This window comes from Pantoea sp. MT58 (genome assembly GCF_014495885.1).
In the GTDB taxonomy this organism is placed as follows: Bacteria; Pseudomonadota; Gammaproteobacteria; order Enterobacterales; family Enterobacteriaceae; genus Pantoea; species Pantoea eucalypti.
On sequence record NZ_CP061083.1, the window covers coordinates 2568842 to 2587475 of the forward strand.

The 18634-nt window shown below is 55.5% G+C and carries 23 protein-coding genes; 10 read left to right on the top strand and 13 right to left on the bottom strand.

The window, feature by feature from the left end; all coding sequences use genetic code 11:
• Window positions 1-120: 120 nt before the first annotated feature.
• From flgJ to flgB, 9 genes are read right to left on the bottom strand one after another with little or no spacing between them, the layout of a single operon-like run.
• On the bottom strand, window positions 121-1083 hold the full coding sequence (gene flgJ, locus IAI47_RS12125) for a flagellar assembly peptidoglycan hydrolase FlgJ (RefSeq protein WP_003849878.1): 963 nt from the start codon (window positions 1081-1083) through the stop codon (window positions 121-123).
• A complete protein-coding gene (locus IAI47_RS12130) occupies window positions 1083-2192 on the bottom strand; it encodes a flagellar basal body P-ring protein FlgI (RefSeq protein ID WP_003849879.1) in 1110 nt (369 codons plus the stop codon). The genes flgJ and IAI47_RS12130 overlap by 1 nt, the downstream gene beginning before the upstream one ends.
• Window positions 2193-2201: 9 nt before the next feature.
• Window positions 2202-2912: a flagellar basal body L-ring protein FlgH gene (locus IAI47_RS12135; RefSeq protein ID WP_008925927.1), complete on the bottom strand. Its 711-nt coding sequence runs from the start codon at window positions 2910-2912 to the stop codon at window positions 2202-2204.
• 60 nt (window positions 2913-2972) lie between these two features.
• Entirely contained in the window at window positions 2973-3755 is a 783-nt protein-coding gene (gene flgG, locus IAI47_RS12140) for a flagellar basal-body rod protein FlgG (RefSeq protein ID WP_003849881.1), read from the bottom strand.
• 17 nt (window positions 3756-3772) lie between these two features.
• Window positions 3773-4528 (bottom strand): flagellar basal body rod protein FlgF, encoded by a 756-nt coding sequence (locus tag IAI47_RS12145; RefSeq protein WP_008925926.1) that lies wholly within the window; start codon window positions 4526-4528, stop codon window positions 3773-3775.
• A gap of 20 nt (window positions 4529-4548) precedes the next feature.
• On the bottom strand, window positions 4549-5805 hold the full coding sequence (gene flgE, locus IAI47_RS12150; protein WP_187961138.1) for a flagellar hook protein FlgE: 1257 nt from the start codon (window positions 5803-5805) through the stop codon (window positions 4549-4551).
• 26 nt (window positions 5806-5831) lie between these two features.
• Window positions 5832-6506, bottom strand: coding sequence for a flagellar hook assembly protein FlgD (flgD, locus tag IAI47_RS12155; protein ID WP_003849885.1), 675 nt, complete (start codon window positions 6504-6506; stop codon window positions 5832-5834).
• 12 nt (window positions 6507-6518) lie between these two features.
• Window positions 6519-6923, bottom strand: a complete 405-nt coding sequence (gene flgC, locus IAI47_RS12160; RefSeq protein ID WP_008925925.1) for a flagellar basal body rod protein FlgC — start codon at window positions 6921-6923, stop codon at window positions 6519-6521.
• Between the two features lie 2 nt (window positions 6924-6925).
• Window positions 6926-7339: a flagellar basal body rod protein FlgB gene (gene flgB / locus IAI47_RS12165; RefSeq protein WP_003849889.1), complete on the bottom strand. Its 414-nt coding sequence runs from the start codon at window positions 7337-7339 to the stop codon at window positions 6926-6928.
• A 154-nt stretch (window positions 7340-7493) separates the two neighbouring features.
• Between flgB and flgA the strand changes: the two genes are divergently transcribed.
• From flgA to flgN, 3 genes are all read left to right on the top strand, one after another.
• Complete coding sequence (gene flgA, locus IAI47_RS12170; RefSeq protein ID WP_008925924.1) at window positions 7494-8153, top strand: flagellar basal body P-ring formation chaperone FlgA; 660 nt, start codon at window positions 7494-7496, stop codon at window positions 8151-8153.
• Between the two features lie 105 nt (window positions 8154-8258).
• Window positions 8259-8567 carry a flagellar biosynthesis anti-sigma factor FlgM gene (flgM, locus tag IAI47_RS12175; protein WP_003849894.1) on the top strand — a complete coding sequence of 103 codons (309 nt, stop codon included), beginning with the start codon at window positions 8259-8261 and terminating at the stop codon, window positions 8565-8567.
• A 5-nt stretch (window positions 8568-8572) separates the two neighbouring features.
• On the top strand, window positions 8573-9004 hold the full coding sequence (gene flgN / locus IAI47_RS12180; protein ID WP_003849895.1) for a flagellar export chaperone FlgN: 432 nt from the start codon (window positions 8573-8575) through the stop codon (window positions 9002-9004).
• 308 nt (window positions 9005-9312) lie between these two features.
• Here flgN and murJ read toward each other — a convergent pair whose 3' ends face one another.
• From murJ to rimJ, 4 genes are all read right to left on the bottom strand, one after another.
• A complete protein-coding gene (gene murJ / locus IAI47_RS12185; protein WP_003849898.1) occupies window positions 9313-10851 on the bottom strand; it encodes a murein biosynthesis integral membrane protein MurJ in 1539 nt (512 codons plus the stop codon).
• 121 nt (window positions 10852-10972) lie between these two features.
• On the bottom strand, window positions 10973-11893 hold the full coding sequence (locus tag IAI47_RS12190) for a Gfo/Idh/MocA family protein (RefSeq protein ID WP_008925923.1): 921 nt from the start codon (window positions 11891-11893) through the stop codon (window positions 10973-10975).
• A 1-nt stretch (window position 11894) separates the two neighbouring features.
• Window positions 11895-12533, bottom strand: coding sequence for a DUF480 domain-containing protein (locus IAI47_RS12195; RefSeq protein ID WP_008925922.1), 639 nt, complete (start codon window positions 12531-12533; stop codon window positions 11895-11897).
• A 16-nt stretch (window positions 12534-12549) separates the two neighbouring features.
• The gene (gene rimJ / locus IAI47_RS12200) at window positions 12550-13140 is read right to left on the bottom strand and encodes a ribosomal protein S5-alanine N-acetyltransferase (RefSeq protein WP_003849899.1); all 591 of its coding nucleotides are present in this window, start codon (window positions 13138-13140) and stop codon (window positions 12550-12552) included.
• A 299-nt stretch (window positions 13141-13439) separates the two neighbouring features.
• On the opposite strand from rimJ, the gene grxB reads away from it, so the two are divergent.
• The 7 genes from grxB to solA all read left to right on the top strand — a co-directional run bounded on the left by grxB (window position 13440) and on the right by solA (window position 18376).
• Window positions 13440-14087: a glutaredoxin 2 gene (gene grxB / locus IAI47_RS12205; protein WP_003849902.1), complete on the top strand. Its 648-nt coding sequence runs from the start codon at window positions 13440-13442 to the stop codon at window positions 14085-14087.
• 115 nt (window positions 14088-14202) lie between these two features.
• Complete coding sequence (locus IAI47_RS12210) at window positions 14203-14766, top strand: lipoprotein (protein WP_003849904.1); 564 nt, start codon at window positions 14203-14205, stop codon at window positions 14764-14766.
• A 134-nt stretch (window positions 14767-14900) separates the two neighbouring features.
• Complete coding sequence (gene pyrC / locus IAI47_RS12215) at window positions 14901-15944, top strand: dihydroorotase (RefSeq protein ID WP_008925921.1); 1044 nt, start codon at window positions 14901-14903, stop codon at window positions 15942-15944.
• Window positions 15945-16006: 62 nt separating this feature from the next.
• Entirely contained in the window at window positions 16007-16252 is a 246-nt protein-coding gene (gene dinI / locus IAI47_RS12220; protein WP_003849907.1) for a DNA damage-inducible protein I, read from the top strand.
• Between the two features lie 144 nt (window positions 16253-16396).
• Complete coding sequence (locus tag IAI47_RS12225; RefSeq protein WP_003849909.1) at window positions 16397-16669, top strand: hypothetical protein; 273 nt, start codon at window positions 16397-16399, stop codon at window positions 16667-16669.
• 245 nt (window positions 16670-16914) lie between these two features.
• On the top strand, window positions 16915-17169 hold the full coding sequence (gene bssS / locus IAI47_RS12230; protein ID WP_003849911.1) for a biofilm formation regulator BssS: 255 nt from the start codon (window positions 16915-16917) through the stop codon (window positions 17167-17169).
• A 94-nt stretch (window positions 17170-17263) separates the two neighbouring features.
• Window positions 17264-18376 (top strand): N-methyl-L-tryptophan oxidase, encoded by a 1113-nt coding sequence (gene solA / locus IAI47_RS12235; protein ID WP_008925919.1) that lies wholly within the window; start codon window positions 17264-17266, stop codon window positions 18374-18376.
• Window positions 18377-18634: the final 258 nt, after the last annotated feature.

Consider the following 18634-nt stretch of genomic DNA (forward strand, 5'->3'; position numbering starts at 1 on the left):
GGTTCCTTACGTTCCCCGTTAACCGGGCTGGCAGACATCAAAGTGGGCGCCAGCAGGCGAAAACGCATCTGGCTATAGGGATGTTATCGGCTTGCTTAAGTGAAACTTGAGGCGCAATGATCAGAACAGGTCACCCATATCCTGGCTGTACGCTTTGACGACTTTGTCGCCCATACTTTTGAATTGCTGAATCATTCCCACCAGCTTTTGCGCATATTTCGGATCGGTGGCATATCCTGCCGCCTGTAATGCCTGCGCGCCCTGCTCTGCAGATGTGGCATTGGTCACCGCCGCATAGCGTGGGTTTTTGGTGAGAAGTTTGACGTAGTCTGTCAGCGCCTCGAAGTAGGAGTTATAAACACGGAAGCTGGCACGGACTTTCTTCGCTTCACCCTGCTCATATTCGGTAGTCATGATATCGGTGGTGTCACCTTTCCAGTCGCCGCTGGCTTTAATCCCGAACACGTTGTAGCTCGGTTTGCCGTCGCGGGTCAGGATCTGACGCTGGCCCCAGCCCGACTCCAGCGCAGCCTGCGCCAGAATCAGGTGATGCGGAATGCCACTCTGCTGACTGGCAGCCTGCGCCGGTTGCGTCAGCTGAGCGATGAACTCGCGGCTGTCGCTGGGCAGGCCTGTGGGTGACGCAACCGGCGGCAGACGCGGCATCGCCTTACGCACAATCTGCTCCAGCTGCTCCGCGGCCATGGGTTTTGCCCCGCTGGTGCTGAGAATAAAGCTGTTATCCAGCTTCATCGGCACCGTACCGGCTTTTTCATCCGGCGCGGTGGCAGGCTGCATCTGTTTGACGATGGTTTCCGCCAGGCCAAGGCCGCGCTTACCCATCTCCTGTGCAATCTGCTGATCATACATTGAGGTGAAAAGTTTGGTCTGTTCGTTGCCCATAATCCCGTCCTGCGGCAACGCCTCGCGCATACTCTTCAGCATCATTTGTACAAACATCCCTTCGACCTGACGCGCGACCTGCAACGCATGTGCTTTCGGATCGTTGCTGGCCTGGCGTTTCAGTTCATTCAGGGAGCGGCTGTCAAAAGCCGAACTTGTCAGAGATTGCATGTCAGCCATCAGATAATTTCCAGTTTGGCACGCAGACAGCCGGCACTCTGCATCGACTGCAGAATCGACATCAGTTCGATTGGTGACGCACCCAGCGCATTCAGTGCACGCACCACGTTATTCAGGTTGGCGCTGGCGTTAACACGTTGCAGCGCACCGCCGGTCTGGCGCAGATCGATCTGCGTCTGCGTCGTCGCGACCGTCTGACCACCGGCCAACGGTGTATCAGGCTGACTCACGTTCTGTTGCTGGTTAACCGTCACCGACAGGTTGCCCTGGGCTACCGCACACTGATTCAGCGTCACTTCACGGTTCATAACGACTGAGCCGGTACGGGAGTTGATGATCACTTTGGCATCTTCTACCGGAATCGACACATTAATGTTCTGGATCTCAGCCAGCAGGCGCACCTGCGCACCATTATTAGGTGACACGCGGATCTGCACAGTACGGGCATCCAGCGGCTGTGCCGCGCCGTAACCGCCACGGGCGTTGATTGCATCAGCAATACGCTGTGCCATTGAGAAATCTTCGCTGTTAAGCTGCAGGTTGATGGTGTTCTGCGTACCAAAGTTGCTCTGCAGTTCACGCTCTACGGTTGCCCCGCCGGTGATACGTCCACCGTTCAGCTGGTTAACCTGAACACTGCTGCCGCCTGCTGATGCACCGGCACCGCCGACAAGAATATTACCCTGCGCCAGCGCGTAAACCTGGTTATCAACCCCTTTCATCGGCGTCATTAACAGCGTGCCACCACGCAGGCTTTTGGCGTTACCCAGCGAGGAGACCACCACATCCAGCGTCTGTCCCTGACGGGCAAACGAAGGCAGTTTGGCGGTGACCATGACGGCCGCCACGTTTTTCAGCTGCATGTTGGTGCCGGCAGGCACGGTAATACCCAGCTGTGACAGCATGTTGCTCACTGTCTGCGTAGTAAATGGCGTCTGGGTGGTCTGGTCACCCGTGCCATCCAGACCCACCACCAGGCCGTAGCCCAGCAGCTGGTTGTCACGCACGCCCTGTACGGTGGTTAAATCACGAATCAAATCGGCTTTGGCCAGCAGACTGACGCCCAGCAGCAGCGCCAGCCCGGCGCGTAACAGCGTTAACTTTTTCATTGAAACCTCTTACATCGGCGAGATGTTCAGGAAGAAACGCTGGAACCAGCCCATGGTCTGCGCCTCATTGATATAACCATTTCCGACGTACTCAATACGTGCATCGGCGACAGCGGTAGATAACACGGCGTTACTGGCGCTGATGGTGCGCGGATTGACCACGCCCGAGAAGCGAATGAACTCCGTGCCCTGATTAATGGCGATCTGTTTTTCGCCCACCACGTGTAGGTTGCCGTTTGACAATACCTGGTCCACGGTGACGGTAATGGTGCCGGTAAAGGTATTATTGGCAGATGCGCCGCCTTTACCTGCGAAATCGTTTTTGCCTTCGGCGCTGAGATTGGCTTTTTCGCCACCTGCACCGACCAGACCGGCGAGGCCTGTCGGCACCCCGGTTATACCCAGGCTGTTGCTGCCATCGCGGCTGGCACTGGCCGAGGAGCTTTTGCTGGCGCTGACGTTTTCCTGCAGCGTAATGGTCAGGGTATCGCCGATGTTACGCGGACGACGATCTTCAAACAGCGGCTGATAGCCGTAGTTAAGCGGCGCGACGCCCTGGAATATGGAGCCGTTGACCACCGGTGGCGCGGACGGCATAGGTTGCGCTGTGGTTGCACCTTCGACCAGCGGGGTACGCGGGACCAGAGCACATCCGTTAAGAGTTAGCAGCAACGAGGCGACTAACCAATGTCCAGGCTTGAGAATCTGTTGCTTCGCCACGGTGTCACGACCTTATTAATGTCTGTCATTCAGGCCAGCACGGGCTGGCCCTGTTCGGGATTAAAGCTGCGTTAATTTCGCCAGCATCTGATCGGAAGTGCTGATCGCCTTGCTGTTGATTTCGTAGGCACGCTGCGTCTGGATCATGGTGACCAGCTCTTCCGCTACGTTAACGTTTGAGGTTTCGGTGTAGCCCTGATAGAGCAGACCCGCGCCGTTCTGGCCTGGGGTGCTGTCTGTCGGTGCGCCCGATGCCTGTGTTTCTTTGTAGAGGTTTTCACCCACGCTATCGAGACCGGCATCATTCATAAAGGTGCTCAGGGTTAACTGACCAACCTGCGCGGCCTGAGCCTGACCCTGCTGCGTCACGCTGACCACACCGTCACGCGACACCGTAATGCTGGTGGCGTTAGCGGGAATGGTAATGCCTGGCTGCACCGGGAAGCCGGAGTTGGTCACCAGCTGGCCGTTCTGATCAACCTGAAACGCGCCGTCACGGGTATAAGCCGAGGTGCCATCCGGCATCTGAATCTGGAAATAACCCTGGCCATTAATGGCGATATCTTTCGAGTTGCTGGTCTGCGACAGGTTGCCCTGAGTATGCAGACGCTCCGTCGTCACCGGACGGACACCGGTACCAATCTGCAAACCCGATGGCAGCGTCGTCTGTTCTGATGACTGGGTGCCCGGCTGGCGCATGGTCTGGTACATCAGGTCTTCGAACACGGCACGTGAACGCTTAAAGCCGTTGGTGCTGACGTTTGCCAGGTTGTTGGCAATGACGTCCATGTTCATCTGCTGCGCATCAAGACCGGTCTTAGCGATCCATAAAGAACGAATCATGTTGTTATCCTCGTGCCTCAGCCCATGCTCAGGAGCTGGTTGGCTTTTTGTTCATTTTCGTCGACGTTGGTGATGACTTTCATCTGCATCTCAAAACGTCGGGCGTTGGCGATCATATCGACCATGGTTTCTACCGGTTTGACGTTGCTGCCTTCCAGTACGCCAGGCATAACCTGCATGGTGGGATCCGCCTGTAACGCGGCTCCGCGGGTCGCCTGCGTCGACGCAGTAGGACGGAACATGCCGTCATCACTGCGCTGCAGCTCCTGCCCGGTTGCCCTGACCAGCTTCAGCTTGCCCAGCTGGACCGTGGCGTTCGGGGAATCACCGGCATTCAGCCCGGTGATCGAACCGTCAGCAGCAATGGTGATTTCAGTGCCCTGCGGGATCACAATCGGACCGCCATCGCCCATCACAGGATTGCCCTGAACCGTCAGCGTACCGGTCGGACTGATTTGCATATTGCCGTTACGCGTGTAGGCTTCGCTGCCGTCAGCGGTGCGTACCGCCAGCCAGCCATCCTGCTGCACCGCCACATCGAGCGGACGCTCGGTGTAATCCATCGCGCCCTGACTCATGTCGGCGCCGGGTGTAGAGGCGGCGACCAGCGTACGGGTCGGCAGCGACCAGCCGCTCACCGGCACTGCGCGCAGCGCATTCAGCTGCGCACGAAAACCCGGTGTAGAGGCGTTGGCGAGGTTGCTGGCGGTCACCGCCTGCTGATCCAGCGTCTGGCTGGCCGCGCCCATCGCGGTATATATCGCGTGATCCATATGGCAATCCTGTTAGCGAATTAACGTAAGTTAACCAGCGTGTTGAGAATCTGGTCCTGAGTTTTGATGGTCTGCGCATTCGCCTGATAGTTACGCTGCGCCACGATCATGTTCACCAGCTCTTTACTCATGTCGACGTTGGAAGATTCCAGTGCGCCGGCGGTCAGTGAACCAAAGGTGCCGGTGTTAGCCAGACCAATGGCTGCCTGACCGGATGCGCTTGACGCCTGCCAGACGTTATCGCCTTTCGACTGTAGACCTTCCGGGTTCGAGAAGCTCGACAGGACGATCTGACCCAGCAACTGGGTTTTCTGGTTTGAGTAGCTGCCAGTGATGGTGCCATCATTATTAATCGCGTAGCTGGTCAGATCGCCAGGGGCATAACCATCCTGGGTCGGGCTGCCAAAGTTGGTGGCGCCAGTGTTCTGCTGCAGGCTGCCCAGCATGCTCATAGTGATGGGCTGATTGGCGACCGCGCCATTGGCACCGCCCACGTTCAACGTCAGGCCAACCGTGCCATCGGTGGTGGTGCTCGCTACCGTACCGTTTGCATTCAGTTTAGAGACGCTGGTCAGCTTACCGCTGGTGTCAAACGCCATTCTGAAATCGCCCGCTGAAAGGCCGGTATTGGCATCAATGGTGCGCACGGTCCAGCTGTTGCTGGCGGTGTCTTTCGCGAAATACATGTCGAGCGCGTGGTCATTACCCTGCGAGTCAAACACGGTGGCCGTGGTTTTCTTGTTGTAGCTGTCTGCGTTCGCCGTCGAGAAGGTAGGCACGGATGGCGTGGTATCCGTTGAGTTCAGGTTGGCAACCAGACCGGCGGTGGTAGTCGCGCGGGCGGGCATCTGCTCAGTAGGAATACGCAGTGCAACCGGGTTAGCACCTGCCTGGATGGTAGCCGGTGAACCGCTGGTCGGATAGCCGGTCACGTTCAGACCCTGGGTGTTGACCAGGTTACGGTTGGCATCCAGCGTTAACTGGCCATTGCGTGAATAGAAGACGCCGCCGCTGCTGTCGGTCATACGGAAGAAACCGTTACCGCTCAGCGCAACGTCCAGGCCACGGCTGGTGGTGGTGGTCGCGCCATCGTTAAAGTTCTGGATTACCGCAGCGACTTTGGTGCCGAGGCCGACGTTAGAACCGGCAAACATATCGGCAAACGCGATGGTGCTCGATTTAAAGCCCGCAGTGGCGGAGTTAGCAATGTTGTTACCGATGACATCAAGGTTACTTGAAGCAGCACCAAGGCCGCTGACCGCTTGGGAAAATGACATGTGTTTGTTTCCTGTCTACAGGTTAATCAGAGAATCTGACGTACGTCGTCAAGGGTGGCGGAGCCCATGGTGCCGAGATCCAGTTTTGTGGTGTTGTTCGCTGTACTCACCCCATTGACGTAGGCGTAGTTAAGCGGTTGTGCCACCAGTTGTGTGTTGCCATTGCTTGCGGCAATCGCAACGCTGTATTTACCATCTGGCGCAACGGAGCCATCGGTGAGCTTGCCGTCCCACGAGAAGGTGTGCACGCCCGCGCTCAGCGCGCCCAGATCGACGGTGTTGATTACCGAGCCATTGGCATCTGTAATGGTGGCGGTTGCGCCGGTTGAGGCAGAGGCCAGTTCAACGCCAAATGGCGTCGTGGTGCCTTTGCCGACCAGAATCTGTCCGCCATTGACCATTACGCCATGCCCAATCAGCGTGGAGCTCTGCAGTGACTGGCTGGTGTTGATCTGGCCGGAGATCGATCCCAGCGTGGTATTCAGTTTTTCAATGCCGCTCAGGGTATTGATCTGTGCCAGCTGCGTGGTGAGCTGGCTGTTATCCATAGGATTCGTAGGATCCTGGTTCTTTAACTGCGTCACCAGCATGGTCAGGAACTGGTTCTGCAGATCCTGTGCATTGTTGCCCGTGCCACTGGTGTTAGAAGAGCTAAGAACCGTGGGGTCCAGCTTGTCGTTAACGCCTACCGCGATAGCCATAAATTTTCTCCGTTATTGCCCAAGGGTCAGGGTTTTCATCATCATCGACTTCACGGTGTTGAGCACTTCAACGTTGGCCTGGTAACTGCGTGACGCCGACATGGTGTTGACGCTTTCAGAAACCACATCCACGTTCGGCATCTTCACGTAGCCTTTGGCATCAGCCATGGGATTGCCCGGGTCATACACCAGCTTCGCGGGTGTGGGATCATCCACGATCTTTGCCACTTTCACACCGCCGGTGGCGGAGCCGGGTGCCGCATCGGTCTGGAAGACCACCTGCTTAGCAACATAAGGCTTACCATCTGGGCCGGTGACGCTGTCGGCGTTCGCCAGGTTACTGGCACTGACGTTTAATCGCTGTGATTGCGCGGTCATCGCTGAGCCGGCAATGTCAAAAATATTCAGCAAGGCCATAATTATTGCCCTTGTAACACGCTCATCATGCCTTTGATCTGGCTACTGATGAGGGTGAGGTCGGTTTGATATTTCAGGCTGTTATCCGCGAACTGCGTACGCTCACGGTCCATATCTACGGTGTTGCCGTCGGCAGAAGGCTGATCGGGAATGCGATAAAGCATATCCATCGATGGTGCGCCGTTTGTCTGTGCTTCAATGTGCCGGGCTGACGTGACTTTTAGCGCCATGCTGCTGCCTTCCGCACGACCATTGGACATCACCCGACTCAGCTCGCTTGCAAAGTCGATATCCCGGGCCTGATATCCAGGGGTATCGGCGTTGGCAATATTTGACGCCAGGATCTCCTGACGTTGAGCACGCAGGTTGAGGGCCTCCGTACCAAATTTCAGCGCCGCATCCAGTTTGTCGAGCATGTTTCCTCCGCGTATGAGAATTTCGAGCTCGCAGCTTAATTTGAAAAAGCAAGACGTCATCGTCTGAATAGCGACTTAAATGACCGCTATTTTGACAATTGAGGATTTTTCTTAAAGGTTACACTCGTCGCCATCATCAGTGAGGAAATGCACAATGCGTCGATATCTGACCCTGCTGACCAGTCTGCTGGTCGTGATTGCCCTGCCAGCTTCTGCCGGGGATCTCAATGCACAACTGAATCAATTTTTTAAAGCGCGTGACGCCCAGCATGCTGCTGGCATGGTCGTAGTGGTTCGCACGCCGAAAGAACAGTGGCCAGCCTGTGAGGCGCCACAGTTCACGCTGCCCGGCAACAGCCGGTTGTGGGGCAATATGAGCGTGGCGGCAAATTGCGGTGAGAATCGCCGTTATATCCAGGTACAGGTCCAGGTCACCGGCTCTTATCTGGTGGCGAACCGGCTGCTGAGTCAGGGCAGTAGCGTTAGCGAGAGTGATTTCACGCTGCAGACCGGCCGCCTGGACACCCTGCCCGCCCGCGCCCTGCTGAATGCGGACTCGGTCGCCGATGCTGTGGTGCTGCGCGATATTCAGCCCGGACAGCCGATTAATCCGTCCACGCTGCGTCAGCCGTGGCGGGTTAAGGCGGGTCAGAATGTGATGGTGATTGCCAGCGGTGATGGATTTGACGCCAGCGGTGAGGGCAAGGCGCTGAACAATGCCGCCCGTTCGCAGTCGGTCCGTGTCCGTATGGGAAATGGCCAGGTTGTCAGCGGTAAGGTCCGGGAGGATGGGAATATTCTTATAACGCTGTAAAGTGTTAAAGAAGCCCTAAGTGCTGCCGATAGAAGAATCAACAAAGCGATAACGCTATTATGATTCAGGTGGCAGACTTCCCCCTGACCGTACAGGAGCCCGAATATGAGCATTGACAGAACGCAACCGCTGAAACCCGCCAGCACCGTACAGAGCCGCGATAGCAGTGAGTCCGGTAACAGCAAAGTGCGCCAGAGCGCCAGCCCGGTGGCAGCCGCCACGACCCCTGCAGCAGCCCAGGTCAGCCTGAGCAGCGCGCAGGCGCAATTGATGCAGCCGAGCAGCAAAGATATTAACGTCGAGCGCGTTGAACAACTGAAAACCGCCATTCGTAATGGCGAACTGAAGATGGATACCGGCAAAATCGCCGATGCGCTGATTGCCGACACCAAGGCGTATTTAGAGGGTAACTAATTCCCATGAGTAATTTGCAGACCACATTAGATAAGATGCAGGACGTGCTGGCATCGCTGTCAGCCGTGCTGGAAGAAGAGCAGCAGCAGCTGGCAGCGGGCAGCATTAACAGCAACCTGCTGCAGCGTATCACCGAAGATAAAAGCGCGCTGCTCAGTACGCTCAACTATCTGGATGAGATGCGTCGCGCCGCTGAACAGAGTCAGGCGACATCAGCACCTTATCGTGGTCAGAACGACATGGCTCGCCGCTGGGATACGATCCAGCAGCATTCCCGTCGTCTGCAGGATGCCAATGTCCACAATGGCCTGCTGCTGCAACATCAGATTCGTTACACCGAAAATGCACTTGAAGTGCTGAAGCCGCATCAGACGCAGGCCTTTTATGGCCCGGATGGGATGGGTAAAGGCCAGGCGACGTTAAGCCGTAAAGCCTGAGTCGAAAAGTAGCGTAAAAAATCCCGCCAGGTGCGGGATTTTTTTATTGGTGCGTTATTTTCTTTATCACGATTCGCTTTGAGATTGTGCCTGTACAGGGAACCGGGTCAGATCGGAAAGACGCAAAAGCTGTCATCCATGACACGCTCGGCCCACGCGATTACGCACCTCATCCCTGAGGTGCGCCCGTTGCCGGGCCAACGCTTCGCGTTGTTCAAAAACGCTCCCGGCGTTTTTGTCCATGGCGTGGGACGCTTTCCTCCTATGCCCCCGTTCCCTGCACATTGAATTTCTCATGGCTGCAAACCTTACACAGTCGTGCGCCGAGCATAGTCGCGCAACCGGAAGCCCAGCAGCCCCAGCGCCAGGAAATAGGCCCCGCCGCCAACTGCACAGACCGCCGCCAGACGCAGCAGTCGCCACAGCATCGGGCCCTGCTCCCATGCGGGCATCCACTGCAGCATGGCGAACAGTGCACCAGCCATGACCACCACCGCGACCAGCAGGCGGATCAGGAAGCTGCTCCAGCCTGGCTGCGGGTTAAAGATATTCTTCTTACGCAACTGCCAGTAAAGCAGCGACGCATTGAGACAGGCTGCCAGACCAATCGACAGTGACAGACCGGCATGTTTCAGCGGACCAATAAACGCCAGGTTCATTACCTGCGTCATGATCAGAGTAATAATCGCGATTTTAACCGGCGTTTTGATGTCCTGACGGGAATAGAATCCCGGTGCCAGCACTTTAACCACAATCAGTCCCATCAGGCCGACAGAGTAAGCAATCAGGGCACGCTGCGTCATCAATGCATCAAAAGCGGTAAATTTACCGTACTGAAACAGTGCCACGGTCAGCGGGCCGGAGAGCATACCCAGGGCTACGGCGCTGGGCAGGGCCAGCAGGAAGCAGAGGCGCAGACCCCAGTCCATTAGTCGGGAATATTCATCATGGTTGCCACTGGCAAAACTTTTAGCCAGCGATGGCAGCAGAATAGTGCCCAACGCCACGCCGAGCACACCAGAGGGAAACTCCATCAGACGGTCAGCATAGTACATCCAGGAGACTGAACCTGAGACCAGGAACGAGGCGAAGATGGTATTGATGATCAGGGAAATCTGGCTGACAGAAACGCCCAGAATGGCAGGCCCCATTTGACGCATAACCCGCCAGACACCCGCATCACGCAGATTCAGGCGGGGAAGCACCAGCATCCCCAGCTTCTTCAGGTGCGGCAGCTGATAGCCAAGTTGCAGTACGCCGCCAGCCACCACGGCCCAGGCCAGCGCCATCACCGGTGGATGGAAGTGCGGCGCAGCAAACAGCGCAAAACCAATCATACTCACGTTCAGCAGAGTCGGCGCAAAGGCTGGCACCGAGAAACGGTTCCAGGTGTTGAGTACCGCACCCGCCAGCGACGCCAGCGAAATCAGCATAATGTAGGGGAAGGTTACCCGCAGCAGCGAGCTGGTCAGCGCGAACTTATCGGGACTGTCAGCAAAGCCGGGCGCCGTGACCATGATGACCCAGGGCGCAGCGATCATGCCCGCCACGGTGACCAGCGCCAGCGCCAGCGTCAGCAGGCCCGAGACGTAAGCCAGGAAGAGTCTGGTCGCCTCTTCGCCCTGCTTACTTTTGTATTCAGCCAGAATCGGCACGAAAGCCTGAGAAAATGCACCTTCAGCAAAAATACGCCGCAGCAGATTGGGCAGTTTAAACGCAACAAAGAACGCATCGGTCGCCATTCCGGCGCCAAACACCCGCGCCACAATGGCATCACGGGCAAAGCCCAGTACGCGGGAAAACAGGGTCATAGAACTGACCGCTGCCAGCGATTTCAACAAATTCATAATTGACGGCGCATCCTGAAAAGAATCAGCAAAAAAGGAGAATTAGCGCGGGCACCTGAGGATGCCCGGCGACAGTCTACTGCCACAGAGGGAAATGACCAACACGGAGTGTTACAAGGCGTTATTCGCGGGTGGCCTCGCGCCACAGTTTTTCCACGACACGCTGCGCCATCAGCGCCTGTTCACCGCTGGTTTCAGGCTTGGTCTGATTTTGTACACAGTCAATGAAATGGTGCGCCGCGCCGCTGAAACCGCGCTGAGCCAGATGGCTCTGCCAGGCGGGTGGCTGCGTAATTATCAGGCCATCACTCTGCTCTTCGTGCCAGTCGCGCATCTCGCTGATGTCGATGCACTTACCGTCACATACCGCACTGACCCGCTCGCGCTGACTGCCTGCGCGGCGGTGCATGCTGGTGGAGATCGTTAATCCTTCAACACTGAAATGGTGCTCAGCATAGAGCATCTGTCCCTGTTCGTTGGTGTCGATACGTCCCTGAACCTGGCGAAACGGTTTGCCGCCCAGCCAGAGTGCGGTGTCCACCACATGCAGGTAATCGTCGAGCAGGGTAAAGCGAAGATCCTGTGGCCCGACGCTATCGCTGCGATGCTTTTCAATCCGCAGAGAGGCAGCGTCGGTCATCTTCGCCCGCAGCTGCTGATAGCGCGGCGCGAATCGACGGTTAAACGCCACCATCAGTTTACGCTGACGTTTTTCCGCCAGCGCCACCAGCGACTCAGCCTGCTCCAGAGTTTCAGCCAGCGGCTTGTCCACACAGACATCTTTTCCGGCCAGCAGCAGTGCCCTGACCACGTCGTAATGCGTAGCGGTGCTGCTGTGGACAAAGACCGCGTCGCAGGCAGCCGCTAAATCATTTAACGAACCAAAATTTGAGATGCGATAACTGTCGCAGATTGGGCGGGCTTTGGCCTGGTTCGGGGAGAATGCGCCCACCAGCGTCCAGTCTGTTGCCGCAGAAAGCACAGGCAACCAGGCTTTCTGCGCGATACCGCCTAATCCCACCACACCAATACGTAGTGTCATTTCAGCGCTCCGTTTGCAGCAGTTGGGTGAGTTGGGCCTGAAGCGCCGCGACCTGCTGCTCCAGCAGGGTAATGCGCGTCGCCAGGTCGCCCTGCTCTTCCGGCGCGTCAGCGGCCTGCGGCTGATCACTCTCATCACTCAGCAGATGCATAAAGCGGCTTTCACGCTTACCCGGCTCTCGCGCCAGGCGCATCACCTGTGCACTGTCGTCACGCTGCATCAGGCCTTCCAGCGTCTGCTCGACCTCGCTGACGTCACTGAACTCATGCAGACGACCGCTGCGGGTACGCAGTTCGCCAGGTGTTTGTGGCCCGCGCAGCAGCAGCAGCGTCAGCAGGGCGACTTCCGCGCTGTTGAGCTTCAGCGCACCAAACGCAGAGTTACAGAAACGCTGCTCATATTTCACTACCCGTTGCCCGGCGGCGCTGCTGGCGGTGATCAGATGCCGTTTTTCCAGCAGATCGAGCTGATTCTGAACCTCGCTTTCGCTTAGCTCCATGACCGGATCGCGATTCGATTTCTGATTACAGGCAACCACAACACCATTCAGTGACAGCGGATACTGCTCCGGCGTGGTGACCTGCTTCTCCAGCAGACAGCCCAGTACGCGCAACGCCTGCGCCGATAAAACCATCTTCATGCTCGCATCCTCATCATTATCCACGCCGGTCAGGCGTCCATTCCCGCAGAGTTAACGCTGTCAGCACGTGATCCTGCCAGCGCCCATCAATTAGCAGATAATCTTTCGCGTATCCCTCTTTCTCAAAACCCAGTCGCGCCAGAAGATCGCCGCTGCGCTGGTTGTGCGGCATGTAGTTCGCCATGATGCGATGAATATGCTGCTGGCGCTGCATATAGCGGATAGCCGCCTGCAACGCCTCAAACATCAGCCCTTGTCCCTGCCACTTTTCACCCAGTGAATAGCCAAGGTAACAGGCGTGAAACGATCCGCGCAGCACGTTGCTGAAATTCGCCACGCCCCGTACCTCGGTCTCATCGCTGTCCATGAGAATAAAATAGAAGGCGGAACCCTGCTTATGCATGTCCGAAATCAGTCCGAGCCTTGCCTGCCACCCTGAGGGATAGCAGTGGCTGTCATCGCGCACCGGTTCCCAGGGTTTTAAAAACTGGCGATTTTCCGAATAGTAATCTGCCATTCGCCAGGCATCACGTTCGTGAACCAGACGGACCACCAGTCTATCGGTGGTTAATCGCACCCTGGGCGCGGCAGAACGATAGCCAAACATCCTGACTCCTGAAATCAATGGCTGATGAAGATGAGCCGTCATTAACCGGCTTTCACTATAACCGTCGCCTGGGCTGCGGTAAAACGTTACAGCTTTTTCGCCATAAAGAGGTTGATTTTGCTCTGTTATCACCGCTTTCATTCATCAGAATGGCTGGTTTAAGCGGCGGTTCCTGTGATGCCTCTGCCAGGTGAGTTTGCCCTGTTGAGTAATCTCTTCCATACTTTTCACACGCCCGAAAACAGAAAGAATTGATTCGTTCTGTTTAACAATAACCCTCTGAAACCCGGGAGATCAGGATGAAGCTTTATATCTATGACCACTGTCCTTTCTGCGTTAAAGCGCGAATGATTTTTGGCCTGAAGAACAAACCGGTTGAGCTGGTGGTGATGCTAAACGACGACGAGGAGACGCCGAACCGGCTGATTGGGCAGAAAATGGCGCCGATTCTGCAGAAGCAGGATGGCAGCGCGATGCCTGAGAGTATGGATATTGTGCATTATGTCGATCAGCAGGATCGCGAGCCGCTGATTACCGGCGCGCTGAATCCGGCAATCGCTGACTGGCTGCGTCATATGAATAGCTATGTCAACAAACTGCTACTGCCGCGCATTGCTGAGTCGGCGTTTGCCGAATTCGCTACCCCGGAGGCGCGTGACTATTTCCGCACCAAAAAGCAGGCAAGCATCGGTGATTTTGACGCGCTGAAAAGTCACTCGGCCGGGCTGATTAAAAATGTCAGCCAGGATCTGCGCAAGCTGGACAAATTAATCGAACAGCCCAATGCGGTGAACGGCGAGCTGTCAGAAGATGATTTTAATCTCTTTCCACTGCTGCGCTCACTGACGCTGGTGGCGGGTATCGACTGGCCAGCACGGGTCGCTGACTACCGCGATAATATGGCTAAACAGACCCAGGTAAATCTTCTCTCTTCAATATCCCACTAACCCTGCCGCGATGAGAGACGCTGCGGCGTTTCTCATCCCTTTCCTGATGACACCCGCCCCGCATTCAGGCAGGCTATAGCCTGTTTACTGGCTCTGATATTCAGGATAAAGATCGATGAAAAAGGCATTTTTCGGGCTGACGGCCCTGTTGATTGCGCTGCTGGTGAGCGGATGTAATCAACTGACCCAATACACCATCAGCGAACAGGAAGTGAATCAGGCGCTGCAGAAGCATAACAACTATGAGAAAGACATTGGCGTATCCGGACTGGTTAACGCGCATATTGTGCTGAACAACCTGACCAGTCAGATTGGGCGCGAAGAGCCAGGAAAGGTGACACTTTCCGGCAATGCAAAAATTAACGTCACCTCACTGTTTGGTCCTCAGCAGGCCGATATGCAATTGAAGATGCGTGCTCAGCCGGTTTATGAGCCGCAGCAGGGCGCCATCTATCTTCGCGATCTGGAGATTGTCGATACGCAGGTTGCCCCGGAAAAAATGGCGTCAATTATGAAGACGCTGACGCCATACCTGAATCAGTCACTCAAAAGCTATTTTGATCAAAATCCTGCTTATGTACTGAGTGCTGACCGCAGTAAAGGCGAGTCGCTGGCGAAGAAATTTGCCAAAGGACTGGAAGTGAAACCGGGAGAACTGGTCATTCCGTTCACACAGTAATCCCGATCTCCGCGCCTTATGGCGCGGATTTTCTTTATCGACATAAAAAGCAGGTGCAAACGGTTGCCTGAATCCTTATGCTTAGACCCCGGCCAAAACATGCCTTTTGTTTCCCTTCTGCCGGAGCTTCACTGATGACAGCACAACCTCAGCAACTTACCCTGCGTCGCCCTGACGACTGGCATATTCATCTGCGTGATGATGAGATGCTCAACACGGTCCTGCCCTATACCAGCGCGGTGAATGGTCGTGCCATTGTCATGCCGAACCTGGTGCCGCCGGTAACCAGCGTGGCGGCAGGTGAAGCGTACCGCGATCGTATCCTGGCGGCGCTGCCCGCCGGGCACGCTTTTACGCCGCTGATGACCTGCTATCTGACCGACTCGCTGGATCCTGATGAGCTGGAGCGCGGTTTTACCTCGGGATTGTTCACCGCGGCCAAGCTCTATCCTGCGCACGCCACCACCAACTCCAGCCATGGCGTCACCAACATCGCGTCGATTGCCCGCGTGCTGGAGCGTATGCAGAAGCTCGGTATGCCGCTACTGATCCACGGTGAAGTTACCGATGCACACGTTGATATTTTTGACCGTGAAGCCCGGTTTATCGAAACCGTAATGGTGCCGCTGCGCAGCCAGTTTCCGGCATTGAAGGTGGTGATGGAGCACATTACCACGCAGGACGCCGCTGACTATGTCGCCGCCGCCGATGAGACGCTGGGCGCAACCATTACCCCGCAGCATCTGATGTTTAACCGCAACCATATGCTGGTGGGCGGTATTCGTCCGCACCTCTACTGCCTGCCGATCCTTAAGCGCAACGTGCATCAGGAAGCGCTGCGTAAGGTGGTAGCAAGCGGAAACCCACGATTCTTCCTCGGCACTGACACTGCGCCGCATCTGCGCCATCTCAAAGAAGCCAGCTGCGGCTGCGCTGGCGTGTTTAATGCGCCAACGTCATTGCCCGCTTACGCCACCGTTTTCGAAGAGCTGAACGCGCTGGAACATTTCGAAGCGTTCTGTTCTGAGAATGGGCCGCGTTTCTACGGCCTGCCGCTGAATGAAGGGACGATTACGCTGGTGCGTGAGCCCTGGCAGGTGCCTGAATCAATCGCGCTCGGCAGCCACGCTCTGGTGCCGTTCCTGGCGGGTGAAACAATGAACTGGCGCATCGCATAATTTTACTTGCCTCCGGCTCGTCGATACTGTAAATATATACAGTATCTTAACCGGAGGCTATTATGCGCGTTGAAATTACCGTATCCAATACCCGACCTCTTCCTGCTGGCGCGATTGAAGCGTTAAGCGATGAATTATCGCGCCGCATTGATGAACAGTTCCCTGACTCGACCAATCACGTCAAGGTACGTTACGCCAGTGCCAATAATCTCAGCGTGCTGGGCGGTGGAAAAGAGACGCGCGACCAGATCAGCGAAATCCTGCAGCAGACGTGGGAAAGTGCTGATGACTGGTTCATTACTGATTAACCGCCACTGTGCTTTTTTTCCGGGTGTCGCCACCCGGTTTTTTTATCTTTTCTTCCCTCTCGCACTTCCCCCTCTCTGCATCTAGACTCTTAATGATCAATGCCCTATCCTTGCGCTCGTCACGCATAACAGGAGGTGCGCACCATGACTACTGATAAACCGGAAGAGGCGATGACCTTTGGTGAGTTATTAGCACTGATTGGTGATCAACAGCGTCGTTTGACGGTGCTGGAAAATGCCTTTTCCAGTCTGATTTTCTGTCTTGACGATCGCGCCAGTCAGCTGCTGGTGCACAATCTGTCGCTGGAAGCCCAAAATCAAAACCATGATGAACAGCTTCAGCAGCACTTTGCCCGTCTGGCAGAAACACTGCAGAAACGCGGCGGCGGCATCGTGCCAGAAAGCCCGACACTTTAAGCACGCTCACGTAGCTGAAGCCACTTTTGCCTGCCCAATGAATAGTGATTAAAATGCCTGCCTGCCAGGCATTTTATTTTTTCCTCCGCGCCTTTCAAACGCAAATATTCTGTGAGAAGCTGACTCACGGCCTTTTTAAAGTCATGATTCCCTGGTTTACTGTTATAATAGTTTCGCTATTGGAATAAAAAAGCCGCATTGAACCTCACCATGCACTTCGTTTAACGAGTAATAAGGAGGTTATAATGGACAGAAGAAAAGACGTTATTCAGACTCATCCGCTGGTGGGCTGGGATATCAGTACCGTTGATAGCTATGACGCCATGATGATCCGCCTGCACTCGCTGTCGTCGCAGGATCAAAAAGAAGAAGAAGCGGATGTTGGCCCTACTTACTGGCTGACAACGGATGTGGCAAGGCAGTTTATCTCGATACTCGAAGCGGGCATCGCCAAGATAGAATCAGCCGAGCAGATAGAACGACTCCTCAATAAGCATTAATCTCTGCCGCATCAAAGAGGCGCCCTCAGGGGTGCCTTTTTCGTTTCTGTTTCTGGTATTCTTTTGATTATCTTACTCTTAGAGCACAGTTATCATGATTTATGATCTTATCGTCGTCGGCAGCGGCTCAGTGGGCGCGGCGGCAGGCTACTATGCTACCCAGGCGGGTTTATCGGTGCTGATGATCGACAGTGCACATCCTCCCCACAATCAGGGCACGCATCACGGCGAAAGTCGATTGATCCGTCACGCTTATGGCGAAGGCGAACGCTACGTTCCCCTGGTCCTGCGAGCGCAGACGCTGTGGGATGAACTGGAACAGCGCGCCGGTGAGCGCATTATGCATCGCAGCGGCGTACTTAACCTTGCGCCAATTCAGTCACCTTTTATTCAGAACGTCATCGACAGCGCCGCTCGCTGGCAACTCAACATTGAGGTAATGCAGCCCGATGACGTGCGAAAGCGCTGGCCGCAAATTAACGTGCCTGAGGGTTATCTGGGCGTCTTTGAGCCGGACTCCGGCTATCTGAAGTGCGAACAGGCGGTTCGCAGCTGGATTCAGCTGGCGGAGCAGGCGGGCTGTGCACAGCTGTTTAACTGTCCGGTCACCGAGCTGGGACGTGATGGCGATCTGCAGCAGGTCACCACCCTGGACGGTATCTATCGGGGTCGCAAAATGCTGGTCAGTGCCGGCACCTGGGTCGGTAAATTAGTTCCTGACCTGCCAGTGGCCCCCACCCGAAAAGTGTTTGCCTGGTATCAGGCTGATGGTCGCTACAGCGAAAACAATAAGTTTCCCGGCTTTACGGTGGAAATGACGAATGGCAGCCAGTTCTATGGCTTCCCGGCGGATAACAACGCGTTGAAGGTGGGGCGTCATGATGGCGGGCAGCCGATGCAGCAACCAGAGGATCGTAAACCTTTTGGTGCGGTCGCGGCCGATGGCAGTGAAGCCTTTGGTTTCCTGCGTCAGTTTTTACCCGGCGTGGGTGTCTGTCTGCATGGTGAAGCCTGCAGCTACGATTTCAGCCCGGATGAGGACTTTATTATTGATACGCTGCCAGGTGAACCTGACCGTTTATTGATTACCGGACTCAGCGGACACGGGTTTAAATTTGCCAGTGTATTAGGTGAACTGGCTGCAGAATTTGCTCAGAAAAAACCGTTCTCATTTGATCTGACCCCTTTCCGCCTTTCGCGCTTCTGACGCTGAAAATGGGTGGCATCAAGTGGGCGCCACCCATTGACATTAACTGACGTAAACTGAATTTTGCTGACATAATGACACGGTTTTATTCCGCACTTCAGGTTAATTCGCCGCCTTATTCGTTGACGAGCCCTTTGCCACAAATAACTCATTCAGAAATATTGCGCATCTTCACCTCCTTTTATTCAGCCATTTCATATTAAAAAATAAAATTTATAGAAACGTAAGGGCAATTGCTTTTATATTTCATAATGTAGA